Below are 23,078 nucleotides of genomic sequence, written 5' to 3' on the forward strand. Positions count from 1 at the left end.
TGCACGCGGCCGGGTCAGACCGCGTGCACACCCGTCACAGTTGTCACTCCTGTGCGGCAGGCGCCTCGGGCTCGGCCTCGCCGACGGCCTCGGCAGGCGCCGCAACCTCCGCGGTCGAATCCGCCTCAGCCGACGCCTCAACCGCAACCTCCGGCGCATCCGACGGCGGCAACTGCGACGCCAGGTGCCCGGCGAGTTCGCCGAGGGTCGGGTAGTCGAAGATCGCCGTCGGACTGATGTCGAACTTGCCGCCGAATTGACCGAACAACCGGTTGCGGAGCTCGACCGCCATCAGCGAGTCGGTGCCCAGATCGAGGAACCGGCTTGTCGCCGCGGGCGGCTGCGCCAGGCGCAGGAAGCCCTGCACCTCCTTCTGCAGGAATTCGGTGATGAACCCGGCGCGCTGGGCGTCGGGAATCTCCTGCAGTTGGCGGAGCAGCTCGCTGTCGCCGGTCGCTGCCGCGTCGCTGGTCGGCAACACCTGGTCGAGCAGCGGCGGACGGATGCCGCCGAGCATCTTGGCGGCCCGTTGCCAATTGGCCTTGAGGACCGTCGCCTGCGCGGCGCCGTGCCGGATCACCTCGCCGAGGGCGGCCAGGGCCGCCGACGGCTCAAGCGGCATCATGCCCTGCGCGCTGAGGTTCGCGGTGGCCGCCTGCGAGCTGGCCATGCCGCCCCGGCCCCACGGACCGAAATTCACGGCCGTAGCCGGCAGACCCAGCGCCCGGCGGTGCGCGACGAGGCCGTCGAGCAGCGCGTTGGCCGTGGCGTAGTTGCCCTGCGCCGGTGAACCGAGCACTGCCGAAGCCGACGAGTAGACGATGAAGAAGTCGAGATCGTCGTCCTGCGTCAACTTGTGCAGGTGCAGCGCGCCATAGGCCTTGGGGCCCAGTGTCTTCCGGAAGCGCTCCAGATCCTGCTGGGGGAGCAGCGCGTCGTCGAGCACACCCGCCAGGTGCGCCACACCGGCCAGCGGTGGCAGTTCCGTGCGAATCCGGTCGAGCAACGCCGTAACCGAGGCCTCGTCGCCGACATCGCCGGAGAAGACGTGCACCCGGCAGTGGAAGCGCTCCATCATCGCGTCGATGGCGCGCTGCGCCTCGCCATCGGGCTCGCGGCGGCTCGTCAGCACGATGTCGCCGGCACCCAGCTGGGCCAGGTACGCCGCGGTGTGCAGACCGAGCGCGCCGAGACCGCCGGTGACCAGGTAGGTCCGATCGCCGTGCGGCTGTAGCGGTTTCGGCATCTGCACCACGATCTTGCCGATGTGCCGGGCCTGCTGCATGCGGCGGAACGCGGTCTTGGCCTCGGTCAGCGGGTAGACCTCGGCAGGCACCGGAGTCCACTCACCCTTGGCCAGTCCGTCGGCGACCTCTTCCATGAGCCGCTGGATGTGCGCCGGATCGGTCATCATCGTGACGTCGAGCGCGACGATCTCGTAGTTGATGTCCGGCCGGACCTCAGCCATGCGCTCGGGGGTCCAGATGTCGCGCTTGGCGATCTCGGCGAACCGGCCGCCCTGGGCGGTCGCGCGCACCGTGGCCTCGACGAAGCCCTCGTTGGTGAGGCTGTTGAGCACCACGTCGACGCCCTCGCCGTTGGTGTCGGCGAGAATCTGATCCGCGAAATCGGTTGTGCGCGAGTCGTAGACGTGCTCCACACCCATCTTGCGTAGCGTCGCGCGCTTGTAGGTGCTGGCGGTGGCGAAGACGATCGCGCCCTTCTGGCGCGCCATCTGCACCGCGGCCAACCCGACACCACCGCTGGCGGCGTGGATCAGCACGCGGTCGCCCGGCTTGAGCTGCGCCCAGTCGAACGCCAACCGGACCGTCAGTGCAGCCGCCGGCAGGGTCGCCGCATCGACGGGGCTGATGCCCTCGGGGACCACGGCGAGCAACTGCTCCGGCACGTTGAGCCGGCTGGAGAAGGCGCCCTGCATGGAGCCGAAGACGCGCTGCCCGACCTCGAATCGGGTGACCTCCGAACCCAATTCGGTGATGACACCACACAGGTCGCCACCGATGGGTCCCGGATCGCCGGGGTAGAGACCCAGCACGTTGAGCACATCGCGGAAGTTGAGGCCGGCGGCCTCGATCCGGACCTGCACCTCGTGCGGCGCCGGCGGCGTCACGTCTTTCTCGGTCAGCCGCAGGTTGTCGATCGCGCCGCGCTCGGTGGGGGCCAGCACGTAGTCGTCGGACCGTGGCATCGGCAGGTGGCCGCTGCGCGCCCAGTGCATGAGCCGCGGCACGAGGAACTTTCCTTGCCGCAGCGCGAATTCCGACTCGGTCACCGGAGTGCCCAGCACACCGGTCAGCCAGTTGGTGGCGTTGTCGTCGGCGCCGTCGAGGTCGACGAGCTTCAGCCGCAGCGTCGGCTGCTCGTTGATGACGGTGCGTCCCAGGCCCCACAGCGCGGCCTGCACGGGGTCGACGGGCTCGCCGGGTTCGGTGGCCACCGCGCGCTCGGTGACGATCCAGAGGCCGCCCGTGAGGTTCAGCTTCTCCTCGGCGAGCGCGGTCTTTATCGCGCTGAGCACGGTGCCGACCTCGGTCTCCAGGCGTGCCGCGACGTCGGCGTCCTCGTAGCCTGAAGCGCGCCAGACGATTCCGGTGACGGGTGCGCCGCTTTCGGCGGCCGTGGTGATCGCCTGCTGCCAGGCGGCGGCGTCCAGCGTCTGGTCGAGCTTGACGGCGCCGGGGAGGCCGGCGGCCAACTCGTCGAAGCCGGCCACCAGCCAGGTGCCCGCGGGCTTGGCCTCGGCCTCGTCCGCCGCGGCCGGCGCGGCACCTTCCTGCCAGCCCAGCGTGTAGAGCAGGCGGGTGGTGTCGCCACCGAGTCCGCGCAGCAGCGCCTCACGGGGTGCCCGCTTCACGGTGAACTCGGTGATACCGCCGAGACGTTTGCCGTCGCGATCGAGGAAGTCGATGTCGAAGACCTGCGTCTCGTTGGTCAGCTCACTGGTGTGCCAGCGGGCCCGGGCGTAGAAGCGCCGTGGCATCTTCTCGCGCAACTCGACCTGGCCGTACCGCAGCGGCAGGAACAGGTCGTGCATGCCGTGCTCGGCGGCCAGCAGCGCCGGGAAGGCCGGGAAGGCCACACCGGTGCAGAGGTCCAGCAGGACGGGATGGATGGGCTCGGTGCTGAGGTGCTCGGCGAGCTCGTCACCGACCGACACGTCACCGATGGCCATGCCGTCACGCACCCACAGCGACTTGAGCGACGTGGACCACGTTGGGCCCCAGGCCAATTCCATGTCGTTGAAGGTCTCGAACAGCTGCTGCGGACGCAGCCGCTCCATGCGCTCGACGACGTCCTCCATCGAACCCGGGATGTTGTCCGCCGCATCTTCTTCAGAGGCGCCGGCGAGCAGGGTGCCGTCGGCGTTGAGCGACCACTCGGCCTCCCGGACGCCGTTCGGCCGGCTGTGGACCTGGAACTTCCAGCCTTCGCCGTCATCGAGGGTCCGGATGGTCAGCTGTGTCTCGCGAGACGCCTTGTCGGGCAGGATGATCGGCTCGTAGAAGAAAACTTCCTTCACCCGCGCCGGCGCTCCGACCGACGCCAGGGCCATGGCCGCGTACGTCGCGCCCGGCACCACGACGGTGCCGTAGATGACGTGATGCGACAGCCACGGCTGCGTCTTGACCGACAGCACATTGCTGTAGATCGTGTCGCCGGTGGCCAGATCCTTGGCACTGCCCAGGATTCCGGACGTGGCGGCGGCCCCGCCGGAGCTCATTCCCACGACGTTGGCGGTCTTGGGCCAGAAGCGGCGCCGCTGGAACGGGTACGTCGGCAGCTCGACACGGTGTCCGCGGTTCTTGACCGAGAAGTCCGGCCGGTGCCCGCAGATGTACGTCGTGGCAAGCGCTTCGGTGATCTGCCGCTGCGCGTTGGCGCCCTTGCGCAGGGACACGATGGCCCGCGGGGTCTCGGCGCCCTCGGGCCAGCACTGCAGCGCGGCCGCAGTCAGGATCGGCTGCGGACCGATCTCCATCAGCACCGAGCACCCCAGCGCCGCCACGGTCTTGACGCTCTCGGTGAACTGCACGGGCTGACGGGAATGCCGCCGCCAGTACAGCGCGTCGATCGGCGTCTCGGCGTTGAGGACGGCGCCGGTGCGGTTGCAGATCAGCGGCAGCGTGGGCGTCGCGAACTGGAACTGCGTTGCGAAGGACTCGAATTCGTCGAGCACCGGGTCCAGCAGCTCCGAGTGGAACGCGTGGCTGGTCTCGAGCCAGGTGCAGCGCGTGGCGTCCTCGCTGCAGGCGGTGACGATCTGCTCCAGATCCTCGGCCGGGCCCGACAGCACGGTGTTGCGGCCGTTGTACGCACCGACCGACACTCGCGGGTACGCCTCGGCGGCGCGTTCCACGTATTCGGGATCGGCGAACACCGCCACCATGCGACCACCGGCCGGCAGGCTGGCGAACAGCCGGCCGCGCTCGGCGATCAGCCGGGCGCCGTCCTCGAGGCTGAACACGCCGGCCACACAGGCCGCCGCGTACTGACCGACGCTGTGGCCCAGCACCGCGTCGGGCTCGATGCCCCACGACTGCCACAACCGGGCCAGGCCCATCTCGACGGCGAAGATCGCGGGTTGCGCGAACGCGGTGTTGCGCAGCGTCTCTGCCGCTTCCCGATCGTTGCCGAACATGACCTCCAGCAGCGGGCGCGGCAGGATCGGATCGACCGCCTGCGCGCACCGGCGCACCACGTCGGCGAAAACGGGTTCGGTGTCGAACAATTCGCGGGCCATGCCCGGGTACTGGCTGCCCTGGCCGGGGAAGAACCACGCGGTGGTCGGCGGGTCGGTGCACTCGCCCTTGAGCACGCCCGGCCGCAGCTTGTTCGCCACCAGGTCTTCCAGCAGGTTCTTGGCGTCGTGGACGGTGTTGGCGACCACCGCGGCGCGGTGCTCGAAGTGCGAACGTCCCGAGCCGGCGGTGAAGCACACGTCGGCGATCGAGGCGTCGGGGTGTGCTTCGAGCCAGTCGCGGTACTTCTGCGCCAGGGCCGTCAGGCCCTGGGCCGAGCGGGCCGACAGCGGCAGCACGCTGATCGGTTCGGCGGCAGGGGTTTCCGGAGTGACGTCGTCGGCGGCATCCTCGTCAGACACCACGACCGGCGCCTCTTCCAACAGCACGTGTGCGTTGGTGCCGGTGAACCCGAAGGAGCTCACGCCGGCGCGACGCGGACGGCCGTCGGTGTGCCACGGGGTGGGCTTGTCGACGACCTGGACGGGCAGCGAGTCCCAGGGGATGTGCGGCGACGGCTTGTTGAAATGCAGCGTCTGCGGGAGCATCTCGTGCTCGAGCGACAACACCACCTTGACCAGACCGGCGACGCCGGCCGCGGACTCGAGGTGTCCGATGTTGGTCTTCGCGGTGCCCATGAGCAGCGGCCGGTTCGCATCCCGGCCCGCGCCGTACGCGGCCGCCGCGGCCTGCACCTCGATCGGGTCGCCGAGCGGCGTGCCGGTGCCGTGCGCTTCCAGGTAGTCGACGTCGCCGCCGCTGAGGCCGGCCCGGGCCAGCGCGGTGTTGATGAGTCGTTGCTGCGCACCACCATTGGGGACGGTGAGGCCGCTGGACGCGCCGTCCTGGTTGACCGCGGTGCTCCGGATGACGGCGGCGATGCGGTCACCGTCGCGCTGCGCGTCGCTGAGCCGCTTGAGGACCAGGACGCCGCAGCCTTCACCGCGGACGTAGCCGTCGGCACTGGCATCGAACGTCTTGCAGCGGCCGTCGGGCGCCAGCATCCGCGCGCGGGACGCCGCGACGATGGACGCCGGGCTCAGCAGCACGTTGACGCCACCGGCCAGCGCCATGTCGCAGTCGCCCGCGTGCAGCGCCTGCACGGCCTGGTGGACCGCGACCAGCGACGAGCTGCAGGCGGTGTCGACCGCCATGGCCGGCCCTTCCAGGCCCAGCGTGAACGACACACGACCGGCGATGGCGTTGAGCGCGTTACCGGTGATGAAGTGCGGTTCGAGATTCTCGACCGAACCGCCCGAGAGCAGATGCGAGTATTCGTTGGCGCCGACGCCGATGAACACGCCGGTTCGGCTGCCGCGCAACGCCGCCGGGGCGTAGCCGGCCCGCTCCAGGCCCTCCCACGCGATCTCGAGCATCAGCCGCTGCTGCGGGTCGATCCACACGGCCTCGCGCGGCGAGATGCCGAAGAACTCCGGATCGAAGGTGTCGACGCTGTCGAGGTAACCACCGGAGCGCGTGTAGATCTTGCCCGGCGTCATGGCGTCGGGGTCGTAGAACTCGTCGACGTCGAAGCGGTCCTCGGGAATCTCGCTGATCGCGTCGACACCCTGAGAAAGCACCTGCCAGAACGCATCCGGATCGGGCGAACCCGGGAAACGGCACGCCACCGAGACGATGGCGATGGGCTCGTCGGCAGCGGCGAGCGACTTGAGCTCGGTGACGGCCTTGGTGCCGGCCTTCTCGCTGAGGTTGAGGATGTCGCTGAGCAGGTAGTCCGCGACGTCGGTGAGGCGCGGGTGGTCCATGGCGAGGGTCGCCGGAAGTTCCTTGCCGACACCCTGTTCCAGGCGGCGACGCAGTTCGACAGCCATCAGGGAGTCCATGCCGAGGTCGAAGAACCCGGTCTCCTCGCGGATCTCGGAGGCCTCGATGCGCGTCACCTCGGCGACGGCGTCCCGCAGGTATTCCAGGACCAGCTTCTTGCGCTGCTGCACCGGCGCGGCGATGAGCTGCTCGACCAGTCGCGTGTTGCCGGACGCACCGACAGCACCTGCGGCGCCGGCGGATTCGGGTACCTCGCGGGCGACCTCGGCCAGCAGGGCCCGGGACCCGGCCTGCGAGTAAATGGGCAGGAACTTGGCCCAATCCATGCGCGCCACAACGGCTTCCGCGGGGTCGCCACCGGACACCATGACGTCGGCCATGCCGGTCAGGGCATCAGCGGGGGAGAGGGTGCGGACACCGCGGCGCTCCAGCTGAGCGCGGGCGTCCGGGTCGGCCATACCGGCGGACCAGGGCCCGAAGTTGACGCTCATGCCGGGCACACCCTGCTCACGCAGGCGCCAGGTCAGGCCGTCGAGGAACGCGTTGGCCGCGCTGTATGCCGTTTGGCCGTAGCTGCCCCACACCGCCGAGATCGACGACGTCGACAGGAAGAAGTCGAGGTTCTGGTCGGCGACCGCCTCGCTGAGGTACCAAGCACCCCAGACCTTTCCGGAGAACACCCGCTCCAGTTCGGCCTCTTCCAGCGTGGCCAGCGGCGTCGTGCTGTTCTCGCCGGCGGCGTGCACGACACCGGCCAGCGGCGGCAGTTCGGAACGCAGGGTCGACATCAGGCGGGCGACGTCGTGCGGATTGGCGACATCGGCGGTGATGACCCGGGTCTCGCAGCCGTGCTGCTCGCGCAGCGCGTCGATGCGCTGCTGAACTGCCTCATTCGGCGTGCGGCGGCTGGTCAGCACCAGGTTCCGGGCGCCGTGCTGGGCCAGGTAGCCGGCGATCTCCAGGCCGAGCGAGCCCAGGCCGCCGGTCACCAGATACGTGGCGTCAGTGCGCAATTCCAGTTGCGTCGGGTTCGGCTGCCCGGTGCGGCGGACCAACCGCGGCACGTACACACCTTCGGCGCGCAGCGCGATCTGGTCCTCACCGCGCGGCGCGGCGATCACCTGGGTCAGCAACCGCGACCATTCGTCGCTGCCGGCATCGGAGAGGTCGGCCAGACCGCCCCACACCTGCGGGTACTCCAGCGCAGCCGAGCGGCCGAAGCCCCACAGGCCGGTCTGCTCGGGTGCGACGGCATCCGTGCCGGTAACCCGTTGTGCGCCACGGGTGATCACCCAGATCGGCGCCCGCAGCTCGGCGGCGGCCGCGGCGCGGAACAGGCGCTGCGTGCCGCTGAGGACGCGGTGCTGGACCCGCAGCAACGATTGCATCGTTGCCCGGGCCGTGCTGTCACTGTCGAGCCCGGCGACGTGCAGGATGCGCAGCGCCGGCTCCTCCTCGACGGCCGCGCGCAGGTCGGCCTCCAGCTGTTGCTCGTCGGCGTCGGACCCCGGCAACCCGAGCACGCGGTGCCGGTGGCCGAGCCGGGTCAGGGCCTCGGTCAGCGGCGCGAGCACCGTCGCGTCCGCACCGATGAGGACCCACGCCGAGCCTTCTCCGACTTCAGCGGACGTCGCGGCGGTCGACTTGTCCCAGCGGATCTCGTAGCGGGCGTCCGATACGGACTGCGCGGTGCGCTGCCGGTTATGTTGTGCCGCAAGCTTGTTCAGTACCGCGGTGGTCGACTCGTCGGTGCCACCCAGCAGGGTGGCGAGCTCGTCGATGCGGCCGTCTTCGAGTAGCCGGACGGCTTCTGTCGTCGCCCCGCCCATGTGCGACGTGGCGGACGGTGCGACGCGCTCGTCGCGGAACCAGTAGGCCTTGCGCTGGAACGGGTACGTCGGTAGATCGACCTTGTGCGCCGAGCCGGGCCGGACGGCTGCGAAGTCCGGCAGGTGGCCGGCGGTGTAGGTGGTGGCCAGCGCCTCGGTGATCTGCCGGTGGTCAGCGCCCTTGCGGCGCAACGACGCAATGGCCCGCGGCGCGGTCGCCGGGTCGGGCCAGGCGCGCAGAGCCGCCGCGGTCAGGATCGGCTGCGGGCCGACCTCGAGCAGCACCGCGCAACCGAGCTTCGCGAGCGTCTCGACGCCCTTGGAGAACTCGACGGGCTGACGTGCGTGCCGGCGCCAGTACTGGCCGTCGAGCTTGGCGGTGCGCCCCAGGGTGTCACCGGTGCGGTTGCACACCAGGATGCGCTGCGGCGCGTTGAACGTGAATTGGTTTGCGTACGACTCGAATTCGTCGAGTGCCGGGTCCAGCAGCGCCGAGTGGAAGGCGTGGCTGGTCTCCAGCCAGTCGCACCGCACACCGTCGCCCGTCAGCCCGGCGACAGCGCGTTCCAGGTCGGCGCCCGGACCGGACAACACGGTGTTGGCGCCGTTGTACGCGGCGACCGACAGGCTCGGGTATTCGTCGGTCAGCCGCTCGACGCGCTCGGGTGCGGCGAAGATCGCGGCCATCCGGCCGCCCGCGGGCAGGTTCCCGAAGAGGCGTCCGCGCTCGGCGAGCAGGCGCATGCCGTCTTCGAGGCTGAACACGCCCGCGACGCACGCCGCGGTGTACTGGCCGACGCTGTGGCCGAGCATCACGTCGGGCTCGAAACCCCACGACTGCCAGAGGCGCGCCAGGCCCATCTCGACGGCGAAGATCGCAGGCTGGGCGTAGCTGGTGAGCCGCAGCGTCTCATCCGGACCTTCGAAAATGACGTCCAGCAACGGCTTTTCGAGCACATCGGCGACCGCGGCAGCGCACTGCTTCACCGTCTCGGCGAACGCCGGCTCGGTCTCGAACAGCTCCTTGGCCATGCCGGCGAACTGGCTGCCCTGACCGGGGAACAGCCAGGCGGTCTTCGGCTTGTCCGCGGACGTGCCGCGCACCAGGCCCGGTGCCGGACGGTCGTCGGCCAGCGCGCCGAGCAATTCCCGCGCGGACTCCAGGGAATTCACCACGAGCGCGGCGCGGTGCTCGAAGTGGGCGCGGCCCGCGCCCGCCGTGATGCAGACGTCCGAGAGGGTGGCCTCGGGGTGCGCGGTCAGCCAGGTGCGGTAGTCCTCGGCCGACTGCAGCAGCGCGGCCGGGGTTCGGGCCGACAGCGGCAGCACCATGAAGCGCCGGTCGTCAGGCTCCTCGGCCGGTGCCTGCGCCGGCGCGGCGGCGGGTGCTTCCTCAAGCAGGACATGGGCATTGGTGCCGGAGAAGCCGAACGAGCTGATGCCCGCGACGCGCGGCCGGTCGCCGCGTTCCCAGGTGGTGGCCTCGTCGACGACCTTCACCGGGATGCGGTCCCACGGGATGTGCGGCGACGGGTTCTTGAAGTGCAGGTGCTTGGGCAGTTCCTGATGCTCGAGCGACAGGATGACCTTGATGATGCCGGCGACGCCCGCGGCGGCCTCCAGGTGCCCGATGTTCGTCTTCACCGAGCCGATCAGCAGCGGGTTGTCGGCGTCGTGCCCGGTGCCGTAGGCCGCGGCCGCGGCCTGCACCTCGATCGGGTCACCCAGCGACGTGCCGGTGCCGTGCGCCTCCAAGTAGCCGACGTCGGCAGGCGACAGGCCCGCGCGCTCCAGCGCTTCGGCGATAACACGTTGCTGCGCAACACCATTGGGGACGGTCAGGCCACCCGAGGCGCCGTCCTGGTTGATGGCGCTGCCGCGGATGACGGCCCGGATCCGGTCGCCGTCGCGCACCGCGTCTTCCAGTCGCTTCACGACGATGACGCCACAGCCCTCGCCGCGCACATAGCCGTCGGCGGAGGCGTCGAACGTCTTGCACTTGCCGTCCGGGGCCAGCATGCGCGACTGCGAGAAGGTGATCATGGTCGCCGGGCTCAGGATGACGTTGGCGCCACCGGCCAGCGCGAGATCGCACTCACCGAGCTGCAGCGCCTGGCACGCCTGGTGGACGGCCACCAGCGACGAACTGCAGGCGGTGTCGACGGTGACGGCCGGACCCTGCAGGCCCAGCCGGTAGCTGATGCGGCCGGCTGCCGCGGCGCCTGAGGTACCGATGGCCATGTAGGCCTCGATCTCCGGGTAGGTCAGCTCGCCCGAGGCCATGCCCAGGTAGTCGTGCGTTGCCAGACCGATGAACACGCCCGTCTGCGTGTTGGCCAGGGCGGACGGCGCCGTGCCTGAGTGTTCGACGGCGCGCCACGCCATCTCCAGCAGCAACCGCTGCTGCGGGTCCATCATCTTGGCTTCGCGGGTGGACACCCCGAAGAAGGGAGCGTCGAACCCGACGGCGTCATCGAGGAAGCCGGCGCGGCGCGTGATGATCTTGCCGCGGGCGTCCGGGTCGGCATCGAAGAACTCGTCGACGTCCCACCGGTCTTGTGGCACCTCGGATACGGCGTCCCGGCCTTCGCGCAGCATCTCCCAGAAGGATTCGGCGTCGGTGGCTCCGGGGAAGCGGGCGGCGTACCCGACGATCGCGAAGCTGGACGTTTCCGGACCTTCGATCGTTGCCATGAAAAAGCTGTCCTCCGCGTTTTGCCGGTGACGTCCGATCCCGCGCAGGAGACCGTGTTCAGCGCCAGAATTTATGTTGCGAACGGCCGGCCTCGACGATTGGTCGGCAGATCTACTTGACGGCCGGCTCAGTCATGAATGGCCAGTTGATCTTCCGAACGGCCACGGCCAGCTCATCTTCTGCGGGCCAGTATTACATGTAGGTTGCTGAAGCACGAGGATTATGTGCGCCGGTGGTGGTTGGTCAGCGCGGACCGCCCCACCAGGCGTAACGGCGCCGGCAAAGGTTGCCGGGGTATGTTGATGGCGCCAACAGTGTTGCCGGGCCTCTGTGTGCCCAAACCTGGGAGGAAAGTAATTGCGAATCGGGAAGATCACGATCGGAAAGATCGATGATTGGACGCCGATCCCAGGTGTTCTGACCTCCTGGCACCCCACCGAGGCGGCTCGCGAAGTGGCCCGGCGGGCACCTGTGAGTTCGGTGCCGGTCAGCTACATGCAGGGCCAGCACATCCGCGGTGTCGTCGAGCGCACGGGCTCGGGCCTGGAGTACTCCCGGCAGATCATCGCGACGTGCGAAGTCCCTGGTCAGTGCGACATCGCGGCCATGAACGAAGCGCTGAACTCCTATCTGCGCAGGCACGACACCTACCGCAGCTGGTTCGAGTACACCGGCGACGGCGACATCCTCCGGCACACCCTCACCGACCCCGATGACCTCGAGTTCGAGCCCGTCAACCACGGTGAACTGGCGGTCGAGGACGTCCGCAAGCACCTCGTGGACATCCCGACACCGCTCGAGTGGGGCTGCTTCTCCTTCGGCATCGTCCAGAGCGAAGACAGCTTCAACTTCTACGCGGCCATCGACCACGTCCACGGCGACGCGGCGCTCATCGGCATCACGATGCTGGAGGCTCATGGCCGGTACACAGCATTGACAACAGGTGGCTCAGCGTTTGCTCTGCCCGACGCCGGCAGCTTCGACGAATGGTGCGTCCAGGAGCACGAGCGCACCTCGGCGCTGACCGTCGACTCTCCCGAGGTGCAGGCCTGGATCGAGTTTGCTGAGAACAACAACAACAGCATGCCGGAGTTCCCGTTGCCGTTGGGGAACGCCATGGAGCCGTCGGTCGGCGACATGGTCGGCGAATCGCTCATGGACCCCGAGCAGACGGCACGGTTCGAGTCTGCCTGTGAGGCGGCCGGTGCCCGCTTCGTCGGCGGCCTGTTCGCCTGCATGGCCCAGGTCGAGCACGAATTGACCGGTGCTGCAACGTATTACGGGCTCACCCCGCGTGACACCCGGCGCACGTCGGACAACTTCATGACGCAGGGCTGGTTCACCGGACTGGTGCCCATCACCGTGCCGATCGCCGCGGCGACCTTCAACGAAGCCGCCTGGGCGGCGCAGGAGTCGTTCGACGGCAACCTCAACATGGCGCGGGTTCCGTACTACCGCGTCCTGGAGCTCGCACCGTGGCTGGACTGGCCGCGGCCCAACTTCCCGGTGTCGAACTTCCTGCACGGCGGCGCGGCGCCACTCAACACCATCCTGGCCGCCACCGAGATGGGATACGCCAACAACATCGGCATCTACTCCGATGGCCGGTACTCCTACCAGCTGACCATCTACGTCTTCCGCTACGAGGGCGGCACGGTCATGGAGGTCATGTACCCGGACAACCCCATCGCCAAAAAGTCCGTGACCCGGTACCTGGAGGCGATGAAGTCGGTCTGCACGCGGATCGCCGACGGCGGGAACTGGTGACCTGACTTGCGACGGCTAGCCGATTTTGTGGTGCGGTGGCCTTGGGCGGTGATCGGCCTGTGGATCACGCTGGCGGTGGCCCTGCCCCTGGCTGTCCCCAGTCTCAACGAGATGGCCCAGAAGCATCCGCTGGCGATGCTGCCCGCCGATGCGCCGTCGAACGTCGCCGCCCGGCACATGACCGAGGCCTTCAAGGAACCCGGTACCGACGACCTGCTGCTCGTGGTCCTGATCAACGACCGCGGCCTGGATCGCAACGACGAAGCCACCTACCGCAAGTTGGTGGACGCCCTGCGCGACGACCCGCACGACGTCGTCATGATGCAGGACTTCATCAGCACCCCGCCGCTGCGCAACTTCATGACCAGCAAGGACAAGAAGGCCTGGGTGTTGCCCGTCGGCCTGGCCGGCGCGCTGGGCACGCCGCAGTCGTACGCCGCCTACAACCGGGTGGCCGACATCGTGCGGCACAGCACCGCCGGCAGCCCGCTGAAGATCCACCTGTCCGGCCCCGCGGCCACCGTCGCCGACCTCACCGTTGCCGGTGAGAAGGACCGGATGCCCATCGAGATCGCCATCGCGGTCCTGGTGCTCCTCGTGCTGCTGGTCGTCTACCGAAATCCCGTGACCATGATGTTGCCGCTCGCGGGCATCGGCATGTCGTTGGTGATCGCGCAGGCGACGGTCGCCGGGTTGTCGCAGCTGACCGGGCTGGGGGTGTCGAACCAGGCCATAATCCTGTTGAGCGCCATGATCTTCGGCGCAGGCACCGACTACGCGGTGTTCCTGATCAGCCGCTACCACGACTATGTGCGGCAGGGCCTGGGATCCACCGACGCCGTCCGGCGCGCGCTGGGTTCCGTCGGCAAGGTCATCACGGCGTCGGCCGCGACCGTCGGCGTCACCTTCCTCGGCATCAGCTTCGCCAAGATGGGCGTCTTCTCCACGGTTGGCGTCTCGTCGGCCATCGGCATCCTGGTGGCGTTCCTCGCCGCGGTCACGCTGCTGCCCGCGATCATCACGCTCGTCGGGCCGCGGGGCTGGATCAAGCCGCGCAACGAGATCACCGCGCAGCTGTGGCGCCGGTCCGGCGCGCGCATCGTCCGCCGACCGAAGCTGCACTTGGTGGCCAGCCTGCTCGTGCTGCTCCTGCTGGCCAGCGCCGCGGGCTTCGCGAAGTTCAACTACGACGACCGCAAGGCCGTCGCAGCGTCGGCCCCGAGCTCCATCGGGTACGCCGCGCTCGAGAGCCACTTCAACGTCAACCAGTCGGTGCCGTCCTACGTCCTCGTCCAATCGCCGCGCGACCTGCGCTCCCCGCAGGCCCTCGCGGACCTCGAGCAGATGGCGTCGCGCATCAGCCAGTTGCCGGACGTCGCCATGGTCAGCGGCATCACCCGTCCCCTCGGCGAAGTGCCGCCGGAGTTCCGCGCCACCTTCCAGGCCGGCCTGGTCGGTGACCGGCTGACAGAAGGCGCGGGCATGATCGGCCAGCGCACCAACGACATCAACCGGCTGGCCAAGGGCGCCGACACGCTCGCGACCAACCTCGCCGACGTACGCGGCCAGGTCGGCCAGATCGCCACGCAACTCCAGACGACGCTCGACGCCTTCACCGCGATCCGCAGTCAGTACGGCGGCAACAAGCTGGTGCAGAACGTGGAAGTCGCGGCCAAGCTCGTCAACAGCGTGAGCAAGCTGGGCAACACCCTGGGGCTGAATTACACGGCGGCCAAAGACATGTTCGGCTGGGTCGGCCCCGTGCTGGCGGCGCTGCAGAACAACGCGGTGTGCGACCTCGACCTGTCGTGCGCCGAAACCCGCGGCCACTTCCAGCGTCTGGAAGAAGCGCGCCAGGACGGCACCATCGACGAGATCAACAAGCTCGCCGGGCAGCTGCAGACGATGCAGGACCAGAAGACGCTCAACGCGTCGGTGCAGCAACTCCAGAGTGCGATGACCAACCTGACCAAGGTGATGCGCACCATGGGGATGGACAGTCCCGCGGGCGCGCAGGCCAATCTGACCAAGCTCCGCCAGGGTGCCGATCGGTCGGCGAGCGGCAGCCGCGAAGTCGCCAACGGGGTCGACGAGGTCGTCGAACAGATCCAACTGATGCGGTCGGGCCTCGACCAGGCCGGCGCCTTCCTGCTGTCGATGAAACAGAACGCGGGCGGCCCGACCCAGGCGGGCTTCAACATCCCGCCCGAGGTGCTGCAGCTCGAGGCCTTCAAGTCGGCGTCCAAGATGTTCATCTCGCCCGACGGGCACTCGGTGCGCTACCTCGTGCTCACCAAACTCGACCCGTTCAGCGCCGCGGCGATGGACCAGGTCAACACCATCCGCGACACCGCCCGCGGCGCCCAGCCGAACACGTCGCTGTCGGATGCCACGGTGTCGATGGGCGGCTATCCCGTGGCGCTCAAGGACACCCGCGACTACTACCAGAACGACATCCGGTTCATCATCATCGTCACCGTCGCGGTGGTGCTGCTGATTCTGATGCTGTTGCTGCGGTCGCTGATCGCGCCGCTGTATCTGGTTGGCTCCGTGGTGCTTTCGTACTTCGCGGCGCTCGGCATCGGCGTCGTGGTGTTCCAGTACCTGTTCCACCAGCCGCTGCACTGGACCGTTCCACCACTGGCTTTCGTGGTGCTCGTCGCGGTCGGCGCCGACTACAACATGCTGTTCGTCTCGCGCATGCGTGACGAATCGCCACACGGCATGCGGTACGGCATCATCCGCACGCTGTCGTCGACCGGCGGCGTCATCACCGCGGCCGGCCTGATCTTCGCGGCCTCCATGTGGGGTCTGCTGTTCTCCAGCATCGGTACCGTGATCCAGGGCGGCTTCGTCATCGGCGCCGGCATCCTGCTGGACACCTTCCTGGTGCGGACCATCACCGTGCCTGCCATGGCCACGCTCGTCGGAGAAGCGAACTGGTGGCCGTCCCGCCCGAAACCGCAGGGGAGCAACGTATGAACAAGCGACTTGCCAGCTCGTTGGCGATTGCCACCACGCTGTTGACGGTCGGTGCTTCCGGGCCCCTCGCCGACTGGATCGCGACGGCCGACGAGCCCTGGACCGGTCCCGGTTCCAGCTCTGACGCCGGCTCCGGCGGCCCGCTCGTGCCGGCCATCCCGCCGATCGGCACCCCCGGCCGTGGGTACGCGCTCGGCGGCGCGCACGTCATGGGCATCCCGTACGACGAGTACATCCGTCGCACCGGCGCCGACTGGTTCCCCGGTCTCAATCGAGAAATCGTCGACTACCCCGCCGGCCAGGTACAGGGCCACGTGCTCAGCGTCATCCCGGGCATCGACGAGCTACATCAGAAGATGCCCGAGATCGGCTTGAACGGACCCAGCATCGGTGAGTCCGTCGAGGTCGGTAAGAACAACGTCATCAACCGCGTTCAGGCCGGCGGCCCCGGCACGGTGATCGGCCTGTCCGAAGGCGCCATGGTCGTGCACGCCGTGCAGGACCGGCTCGCGTACGACCCGGCCGCGCCGCCACCGAACGAGCTGTCGTTCGCCACCTACGGTGACCCGCTCGCCATCAACCCGTGGACGCAGAGCTTCCTGCGGCAGACCTACCCCGTCGGCAGCACCGTCCCCGCGCTCGACTTCCTGATGCCGCCGGTGGTCGACAGTCAGTACGACACTTACCAATTCATCTCCGCGTACGACAGCATCGCCGACTGGCCGGACCGCCCGGACAACCTGATGGCGCTCGCGAACGCCGTCGTCGGCCTGGCCACCGGCCACACCGCGGTGGCGTTCACCAACCCGAAGAACGTGCCGCCGCAGAACATCATCAAGACCGTCAACTCCCGCGGCGCGACGACCACGACGTACATGATCCCCGAGCAGCACCTGCCGCTCGTCGTGCCGTTCAAGTACCTCGGCATGTCCGAAGCGGACATGAATCACCTCGACGCCGTGATGAAACCCATGGTGGATGCCGGATATTCGCGCAACGACGACCCGGCGACCGCACCGGTCACCGTTGATCCCGTCAACGGCTACGACCCCGCCGCCGCCACCGCCCCGGCGACGCAGGCCGCCTTCGGTGGCGCCGCCGACCCGGTGTCACAGCTGATGTCGGGTATCAACTACGTGCTGAGCCACGGGCCGAGCGCGCACTAGATCCCCAGCGCACCCGCCGCGACCAGTACGACACCCACCACCGCCAGCAGGCCGGCGACTTCGTGCCGCTGCCGGGCGCGAATCCAGTTGTGCAGGTTGCTCATTGCGGTGCGCGTGCGTTGCGGGGCGATCAGGTAGGCCAGCAGGGGTATCTCGACCAACGAGAACGCCACGACGTTGAAGGTCACCAGCGCACCCATCCGAACCCCGGCCTCGAGGTGTGCGGCGGCGATCACGGCCAGCGCCGCGAGATAGTCGACCGAGGGCAGCGCGATGCCCAGGCCCGCGACGCCGGCGACCCACAGCGACCGGCCGGTGAGCAGCCGGGTCAGCCAGGCCGGGACGGTCCGCTCGCGCCCCTTCGTGACGGCCAGCAGCACGGCCGCAACCAACGCCAGTACGCCGATCACGATCTGGACCGTCGGCAGATTGAAATGTGCTGAGGCCCAAGCGGGTAGCCGCGACTCGAGGAAGAACAGCACCACCGCGCCGACGGAGAGGCCCATCAGGAAACCGCCGCACAGGAACGCGGCCAGCTGCAGGTGCGGGCGCGGGCGGTTCAGCATGACGACGGACATGCCGATGCGGAACGGCTCCAGGCTGACCGCGACCGCCATCACCAGCAGGGTGATCCACATAGGGGGTGCGGGCTAGCCGTCCAACCGGACGAACTGCCCTTGCCGGTACTGCTCGGCACAAGCCGACCGGCGCATCTTGCCGCTCGTGGTGGTCGGGATGGACCCGGCTTCCACCAGCACGACGTCGGCGACCTGCAACCCGTGCGCCCGCGAAATCGCCGCGACCACATCGTTTTTCAGCCCATCGAGCTCAGCGGCGTCGGCGCGCGACTTGAGTTCGATGATGGTGACCAGCTGGTCGGTGTGGTCGTCGGTCACGGCGATCGCCGCCACCCGGCCGCGGCTGATCTTCTGCACCGTCGCTTCGATGTCGTCGGAGTAGTGGTTGCGGCCGCGCACGATCAGCATGTCCTTGATGCGGCCGACGATGAACAGGTCGCCGTCGGAGAGGAAGCCCTGGTCCCCGGTTCGGAGCCAGCCCGTCTCGGGCGTGCCCTCGGGGGCGTCCACCAGGGTCGCGCCGAAGGCGGACCCGGTCTGCTCGGGCTTGCGCCAATACCCGGCGGAGACGTTGTCGCCACGGACCCAGATTTCGCCGACGACGCCGTCGGGGCACGGCTGGCAGGTGTCGGCGTCGACGATCTCCAGCAGCGGCGACGGCGCCCGGCCGTACCGCATGAGCGGCGTCCCACCCGCTTTGCGCAACGCGATTCCCTGCGTGAGTTCGTCTGCGGCGAACTCGACGACCTCTGGCGGCCGGCCGTGCGCACCGCTGGCCACGTAGAGCGTCGCCTCGGCCAGGCCGTACGACGGCACCATCATCTCGGGCCGGAAGCCGACGGAGGCGAAGCGTTCGTCGAACTTGATCAGGGTGGGTGGGTGGATGCGTTCGGCGCCGTTGTTGATGCCGATGACGCCGCTGAGATCGAGCTCGGCCATCTCCTCGTCGGTGACGCGGCGCGTCGCGAGGTCGAACGCGAAGTTCGGGGCTGCCGACCATGCGGGGTTGTTCCGCGACAGCGCCTGCAGCCAGCGGACCGGGCGCGTGAGGAAGGCGATCGGGCTCATGAGGTCGCCCTTGTGGCCGGAGAAGATCGGGACCGCGATCCCGAGCACCAGGCCCATGTCGTGGTAGAAGGGCAGCCACGAGACCAGCGTCGACCCCGGCGGCAGCTCTCCACCGTGCTGCGACAGCAGGTCGGCCAGCAACTGCTCGACGTTCACCCGCAGGTTCCGGTGCGAGATCATCACGCCGGCCGGCAGCCGCGTCGACCCGGAGGTGTACTGCAGGTAAGCGATGTCGGGACCCGGCGGGACCTCTTCGTCGAAGTCGCGGTCGGCGTCCAGGTCGAGGGTGTCGACGGCGATCACGGCGACCATGGAGGCGCCGTCGTCCACGTTCTGCGCGGCGATGTCGAACGCGGCCGCGGTGGTCAGCACGACCGTCGGCGACGTGTCGGTGATGACGGCGCTGACCCGCTCGTCATGCGAGCCGGGTAGCGGGACCGACAGCGGCACCGCGATGAAACCCGCCTGCATGGCGCCCAGGAACCCGACGATGTAGGCCAGCCCTTGTGGCGCGATGATCAGCGCGCGGTCGCCGGGAACGCCGTGCATGCGGAGCTCGTGTGCCACGTTGAGCGTGCGCCGGTACAGCTGGGCCCAGGTCAGGCTCTCGGTGACGCCGTCCCAGTCGTGGTCGTAGTCGGTAAAGGTGTAGGCCACGTCGTCGGGAGTCAGGCCGGCGCGCTCGCGCAGCACGGACAGGATCGACGCATCGGGCATGGCGCCAGGTTACTCAACTCACATGTGACCGGTGGTACCTGGTTTGCCGGTCAGGTGCTGCATGCGATGCGCGGTGCTATGACGAGTGTGCAGGTTTGGCCCGCAAAACCGTGAAATCTCAATCCGAACATGCACATTCGTCGTAGCAACGCGGTCCGGATGGTTGTGGAGACCGGCAGCGCCAGGGGGCGACAGCGCCTGCCCTGTGGATAACCACTGGTCGAAGAATCGGATCTGTCGGTGGTCACAGCGATGCTCGCCGCATGAACAGACCGTTTCTCGGCAGCGCCGCCGTGCAGACCGGACTCCTGACCAGACAAGCGCTCCGCACCGGCTACCGTGCCGTCTACCGGGGTGTCTACCTTGCGAACGAGGTGGCATTGACGGCGAGGCTGCGCGCCGAGGCGGCGTGGTTGTTCGCCGGGCCGGATGCGGTGGTGTGCGGATTGTCAGCGGCGGCCGTCTACGGGACCGAATGGCTCGACGCGGACGCGCCGGCAGAGGTCGTGCGGTCCAACCGGCACTCGCCGGCCGGACTCACGGTGCATTCATATGCGCTCGCTCCCGACGACGTCTGCATGGCCGGCGGCATGCGGGTGACATCTGCGGCGCGGACGGCATTCGACCTGGGCCGGCTCCTACCCGAAAACCAGGCGATACCGACGCTGGATGCATTGTTGAACGTGACCGGCTTGGACCCGGCACACGTGTGGGCGCTGGCCGAAGCCAATCGGGGTATTCGGGGTGTGGATCGACTGCGGATTGCGCTGGGACAGGCCGACGGCGGTTCTGAGTCTCCGTTGCAGACGCAGACCCGGCTGTTGCTGCGCCGCACGGGCATTCCAGGACTGCGAACGCAGATCCCGTTCTACGACGAGTGGGGATTGGTCTGCACTCGGGCGGCATTGGGTTGGCCGCGGTGGCAGGTAGCCGTCGAGTGTGACGAGGACGCCGATATGCCGGGATATCGCGAATGGGTGCACAGCCACACCGCCGAGCTCGAATCGCGGGGATGGAGCGTCATCTGGGTGACGAAGTCGACGGCGGAGGGTCGAGGAAGCCCCGGAACCGTGGTGCTGCGGGCACAGGAGAAGTTGTGGGCCGCCCAGCGGAGGCGAGCGAGCCGAGCGGTGCGTGTCCCCCGATCGGGGGACGCCGATTTCGTCCGGTCGAGAGCCCGATCAGCGGACTGACCTGGGCCGTCGTTTCCGCGAAGGTTGTTTCAACGCCAAAACGGCCCACAACCTTCAGGAGACGATATGACCACCACGACCGTGACCACCCGCTCCCGCTTCACCCGCCGTATCGCGGCCGCCGCCGCCCTGGTGGTAGCGCCGGCGCTGGCGTTCGGTCTCTCACCCGCAGCCCACGCAGAGACGGGCACGCAGCATTTCAAGGAGTGCGACATCACCCACAAGGACGACAAGATCTGGGACGGCGTGAAGCCGCCGGCGCACGGCGTGGGAGAGCACTCGCCGACGCACCCCGGTCACAACTTGCAGGTCCAGTGGCCGGGCAATGACTCGACCCGGGGCTTCGCTGTGCACCCGGGCAAGCAGGACATCAAGGCGGTCCAGGATCTGCTGGTGGTGCCGACGGTCCGGGAGACCGGGATCGAATGCCCCAACCTGCTGCGCTCGGACGCCCCGAACTACTTCAAGGACGCCTACGACTCGATCCACTTCGGGAGCTCGCCGGACTGGGCCCTCGGCATCAACTCGAAGGACGGCCGCGGATACGACCAGCTGCACATCCATCTCACCCGGCTCTACGGCGCCGCCCGCGAAGACATCGACCGGGCCGTCAAGGCCGGCAAGGTCAGCAAGGACGAGCACAAGTGGGTCGACCAGGTCATCGAGGTCACCGACCACGACAAGACCTTCGTCCAGACCAGCAAGCACGCGTACCGGGCATGGAACGCGAACAGCATCGACACCAACTTCTTCGCCAAGCTGCAGGACAACGTCATCACGCCGCTGGTGAAGCAGGGCAACAAGCAGGCCGACATGGCCCACGAGACCATGCTGGTCACGCTCAACCACGAGGGCAATGGGCTCATCGTCCTGGCCAGCGACACCAACAGCGGCATCCACGGTGTCAATCAGATCGAAGGAATCATGGACAAGAGGTAGGGCCCGCGTCGAAAAGGCGGCCATCCGAGATCGTCTCGGGTGGCCGCTCTTTCGCGTTCGGGCCGTTACGATCCGACCATGTCGCTGCCCGATGGTTCGGTCTTCGCCGGATTCACCGTGGTCAGGAAACTGGGCGCCGGCGGTATGGGCGAGGTCTACCTGGTGCAGCACCCGCGGCTGCCCCGCACCGACGCACTGAAGGTCCTGCCGGCGTCGTTGTCGGCCGACGCCGAATACCGGCGCCGTTTCGAGCGTGAGGCCGATGCAGCCGCGACGTTGTGGCACCAGCACATCGTCGGGGTTCACGACCGCGGCGAATACGACGGGCGACTGTGGATCTCGATGGACTACGTCGACGGTTCAGATGCCGGAAACGTGCTCCGGACGCAGTGCCCCGGCGGCATGCCGCGGGACCAGGTGCTCGCGATCGTCAGCGCGATAGCCGACGCGCTGGACCATGCGCACAGCCGCGGCCTGCTGCACCGTGACGTCAAGCCCGCGAACATCCTGCTGGGCTCCGGAGGCCCGGGCCGTGGCCGGGTGCTGCTGGCCGATTTCGGGATCGCCCGACGTGTGGACGATTTCGACGCATTGACGTCGACCAACATGACGCTCGGCACACCGAACTACGCGGCGCCGGAGCAGTTGCTCGGTGAGAAGCTGGATGGCCGCTCCGATCAATACGCCTTGGCCGCCACCGCTTTTCAGCTGCTGACCGGCCGGCCACCGGGTGGCGATTCGACGCCTGTGGTGCTCATCAGTCAACGCGTGAGCGGGGTAGTGCCGCGGCTGGCGGAGCTCCGCCCGGATCTCGCCGACCTGGACCCCGTGATGGCGATCGCGATGGCCCGCCGGCCTGCCGACCGCTTCGCGTCGTGTTCGGATTTCGCCGCGGCGCTGGCACGCGGGGCGGCGGCGACGCTGCCTCCGGTCGCTGCGGCCCCTGCGGTACCCGGTGCGCCGACGCAGCGGTCGGCGCCGCCCGTCGCGCCCATGGGCCTTGTGCGCCAACCGGATCCGCCGACGGCGGCACGATCCGGCATGAGCCCGACGGCCTGGGCACTGACCGGAGTGGGCATCCTGCTGGTGGTGGCGCTGGTCTTCGTCGGCGTGATGCTGATGCGCGGGCATGACGGACGCAGCGGCCCAACGACTTCGGCGGAGGCCACGACGACCGCGCCCGAGACGACGGGTGTGACCGTGACGTCGGTCGAGTCCACCGAGCCGGAGACGTCCACCTCGCTGGTGCCCACCACAGCACGAATGGTGCTGCCCGACGCCGACACCCACGGCTTCACCACCTACAACGGCGCCGCCCGGTGCACCGGAGCCGACGAGGCCGCGATGATCCTGCGTACCGCCCAGTCGGCCGTCGTGATCTGCCGCAGCAGCGTCGGGGTGCTGTATTACCTGGGCTATCGGCTGTCCGATGACGCGACGATCCGACTGGGAACCGTGAACGAGTCCGGCGACGGCTTCGTCGCGTTCAACGATCCCGATTCGGCGGAGTACCACGTCTCGTCGTCAGGCCTGGAAATCGTGCAGAACGGCAAGACACTGGCGTCCGAGCCCGCGGTGGAGTCTGCTCGGTGAGCACCT

At 68.6% G+C, this 23,078-nt stretch carries 9 protein-coding genes; 6 read left to right on the forward strand and 3 right to left on the reverse strand.

Going from position 1 to position 23,078, the window contains the following annotated elements:
- Window positions 1-43: 43 nt before the first annotated feature.
- Window positions 44-11,068: a type I polyketide synthase gene (locus tag ACJEIK_RS01335; protein ID WP_409430904.1), complete on the reverse strand. Its 11,025-nt coding sequence runs from the start codon at window positions 11,066-11,068 to the stop codon at window positions 44-46.
- A gap of 358 nt (window positions 11,069-11,426) precedes the next feature.
- Here ACJEIK_RS01335 and ACJEIK_RS01340 point away from each other — a divergent pair, with 358 nt between their 5' ends.
- From ACJEIK_RS01340 to pe, 3 genes are read left to right on the forward strand one after another with little or no spacing between them, the layout of a single operon-like run.
- Window positions 11,427-12,836, forward strand: coding sequence for a condensation domain-containing protein (locus ACJEIK_RS01340; protein ID WP_133425844.1), 1,410 nt, complete (start codon window positions 11,427-11,429; stop codon window positions 12,834-12,836).
- A 6-nt stretch (window positions 12,837-12,842) separates the two neighbouring features.
- Window positions 12,843-15,818 (forward strand): RND family transporter, encoded by a 2,976-nt coding sequence (locus tag ACJEIK_RS01345; protein ID WP_133425845.1) that lies wholly within the window; start codon window positions 12,843-12,845, stop codon window positions 15,816-15,818.
- Entirely contained in the window at window positions 15,815-16,984 is a 1,170-nt protein-coding gene (gene pe, locus ACJEIK_RS01350; RefSeq protein WP_135356778.1) for an acyltransferase PE, read from the forward strand. The genes ACJEIK_RS01345 and pe overlap by 4 nt, the downstream gene beginning before the upstream one ends.
- Here the strand turns inward: pe and ACJEIK_RS01355 are convergent.
- Entirely contained in the window at window positions 16,981-17,622 is a 642-nt protein-coding gene (locus ACJEIK_RS01355) for a GAP family protein (RefSeq protein ID WP_409430905.1), read from the reverse strand. The genes pe and ACJEIK_RS01355 overlap by 4 nt on opposite strands.
- 12 nt (window positions 17,623-17,634) lie before the next feature.
- A complete protein-coding gene (locus tag ACJEIK_RS01360) occupies window positions 17,635-19,347 on the reverse strand; it encodes an AMP-binding protein (RefSeq protein ID WP_409430906.1) in 1,713 nt (570 codons plus the stop codon).
- 263 nt (window positions 19,348-19,610) lie between these two features.
- Here ACJEIK_RS01360 and ACJEIK_RS01365 point away from each other — a divergent pair, with 263 nt between their 5' ends.
- The 3 genes from ACJEIK_RS01365 (at window position 19,611) to ACJEIK_RS01375 (ending at window position 23,072) form a co-directional block, all read left to right on the forward strand.
- The gene (locus ACJEIK_RS01365; RefSeq protein WP_064859851.1) at window positions 19,611-20,540 is read left to right on the forward strand and encodes a hypothetical protein; all 930 of its coding nucleotides are present in this window, start codon (window positions 19,611-19,613) and stop codon (window positions 20,538-20,540) included.
- Between the two features lie 66 nt (window positions 20,541-20,606).
- Window positions 20,607-21,479, forward strand: a complete 873-nt coding sequence (locus ACJEIK_RS01370; RefSeq protein WP_133425851.1) for a CDP-diacylglycerol diphosphatase — start codon at window positions 20,607-20,609, stop codon at window positions 21,477-21,479.
- Window positions 21,480-21,557: 78 nt separating this feature from the next.
- Entirely contained in the window at window positions 21,558-23,072 is a 1,515-nt protein-coding gene (locus tag ACJEIK_RS01375; protein WP_409430907.1) for a serine/threonine-protein kinase, read from the forward strand.
- Window positions 23,073-23,078: the final 6 nt, after the last annotated feature.

The organism is Mycobacterium sp. SMC-16 (genome assembly GCF_046250085.1).
Taxonomy (GTDB): domain Bacteria; phylum Actinomycetota; class Actinomycetes; order Mycobacteriales; family Mycobacteriaceae; genus Mycobacterium; species Mycobacterium phocaicum.

Excerpts from the sequence above, each read along its gene's own strand:
- ACJEIK_RS01360 (WP_409430906.1), bottom strand. The coding sequence starts at position 19,347 with ATGCCCGATGCGTCGATCCTGTCCGTGCTGCGCGAGCGCGCCGGCCTG.
- ACJEIK_RS01365 (WP_064859851.1), top strand. The coding sequence starts at position 19,611 with ATGAACAGACCGTTTCTCGGCAGCGCCGCCGTGCAGACCGGACTCCTG.
- ACJEIK_RS01355 (WP_409430905.1), bottom strand. The coding sequence starts at position 17,622 with ATGTGGATCACCCTGCTGGTGATGGCGGTCGCGGTCAGCCTGGAGCCG.
- ACJEIK_RS01335 (WP_409430904.1), bottom strand. The coding sequence starts at position 11,068 with ATGGCAACGATCGAAGGTCCGGAAACGTCCAGCTTCGCGATCGTCGGG.
- pe (WP_135356778.1), top strand. The coding sequence starts at position 15,815 with ATGAACAAGCGACTTGCCAGCTCGTTGGCGATTGCCACCACGCTGTTG.
- ACJEIK_RS01370 (WP_133425851.1), top strand. The coding sequence starts at position 20,607 with ATGACCACCACGACCGTGACCACCCGCTCCCGCTTCACCCGCCGTATC.
- ACJEIK_RS01375 (WP_409430907.1), top strand. The coding sequence starts at position 21,558 with ATGTCGCTGCCCGATGGTTCGGTCTTCGCCGGATTCACCGTGGTCAGG.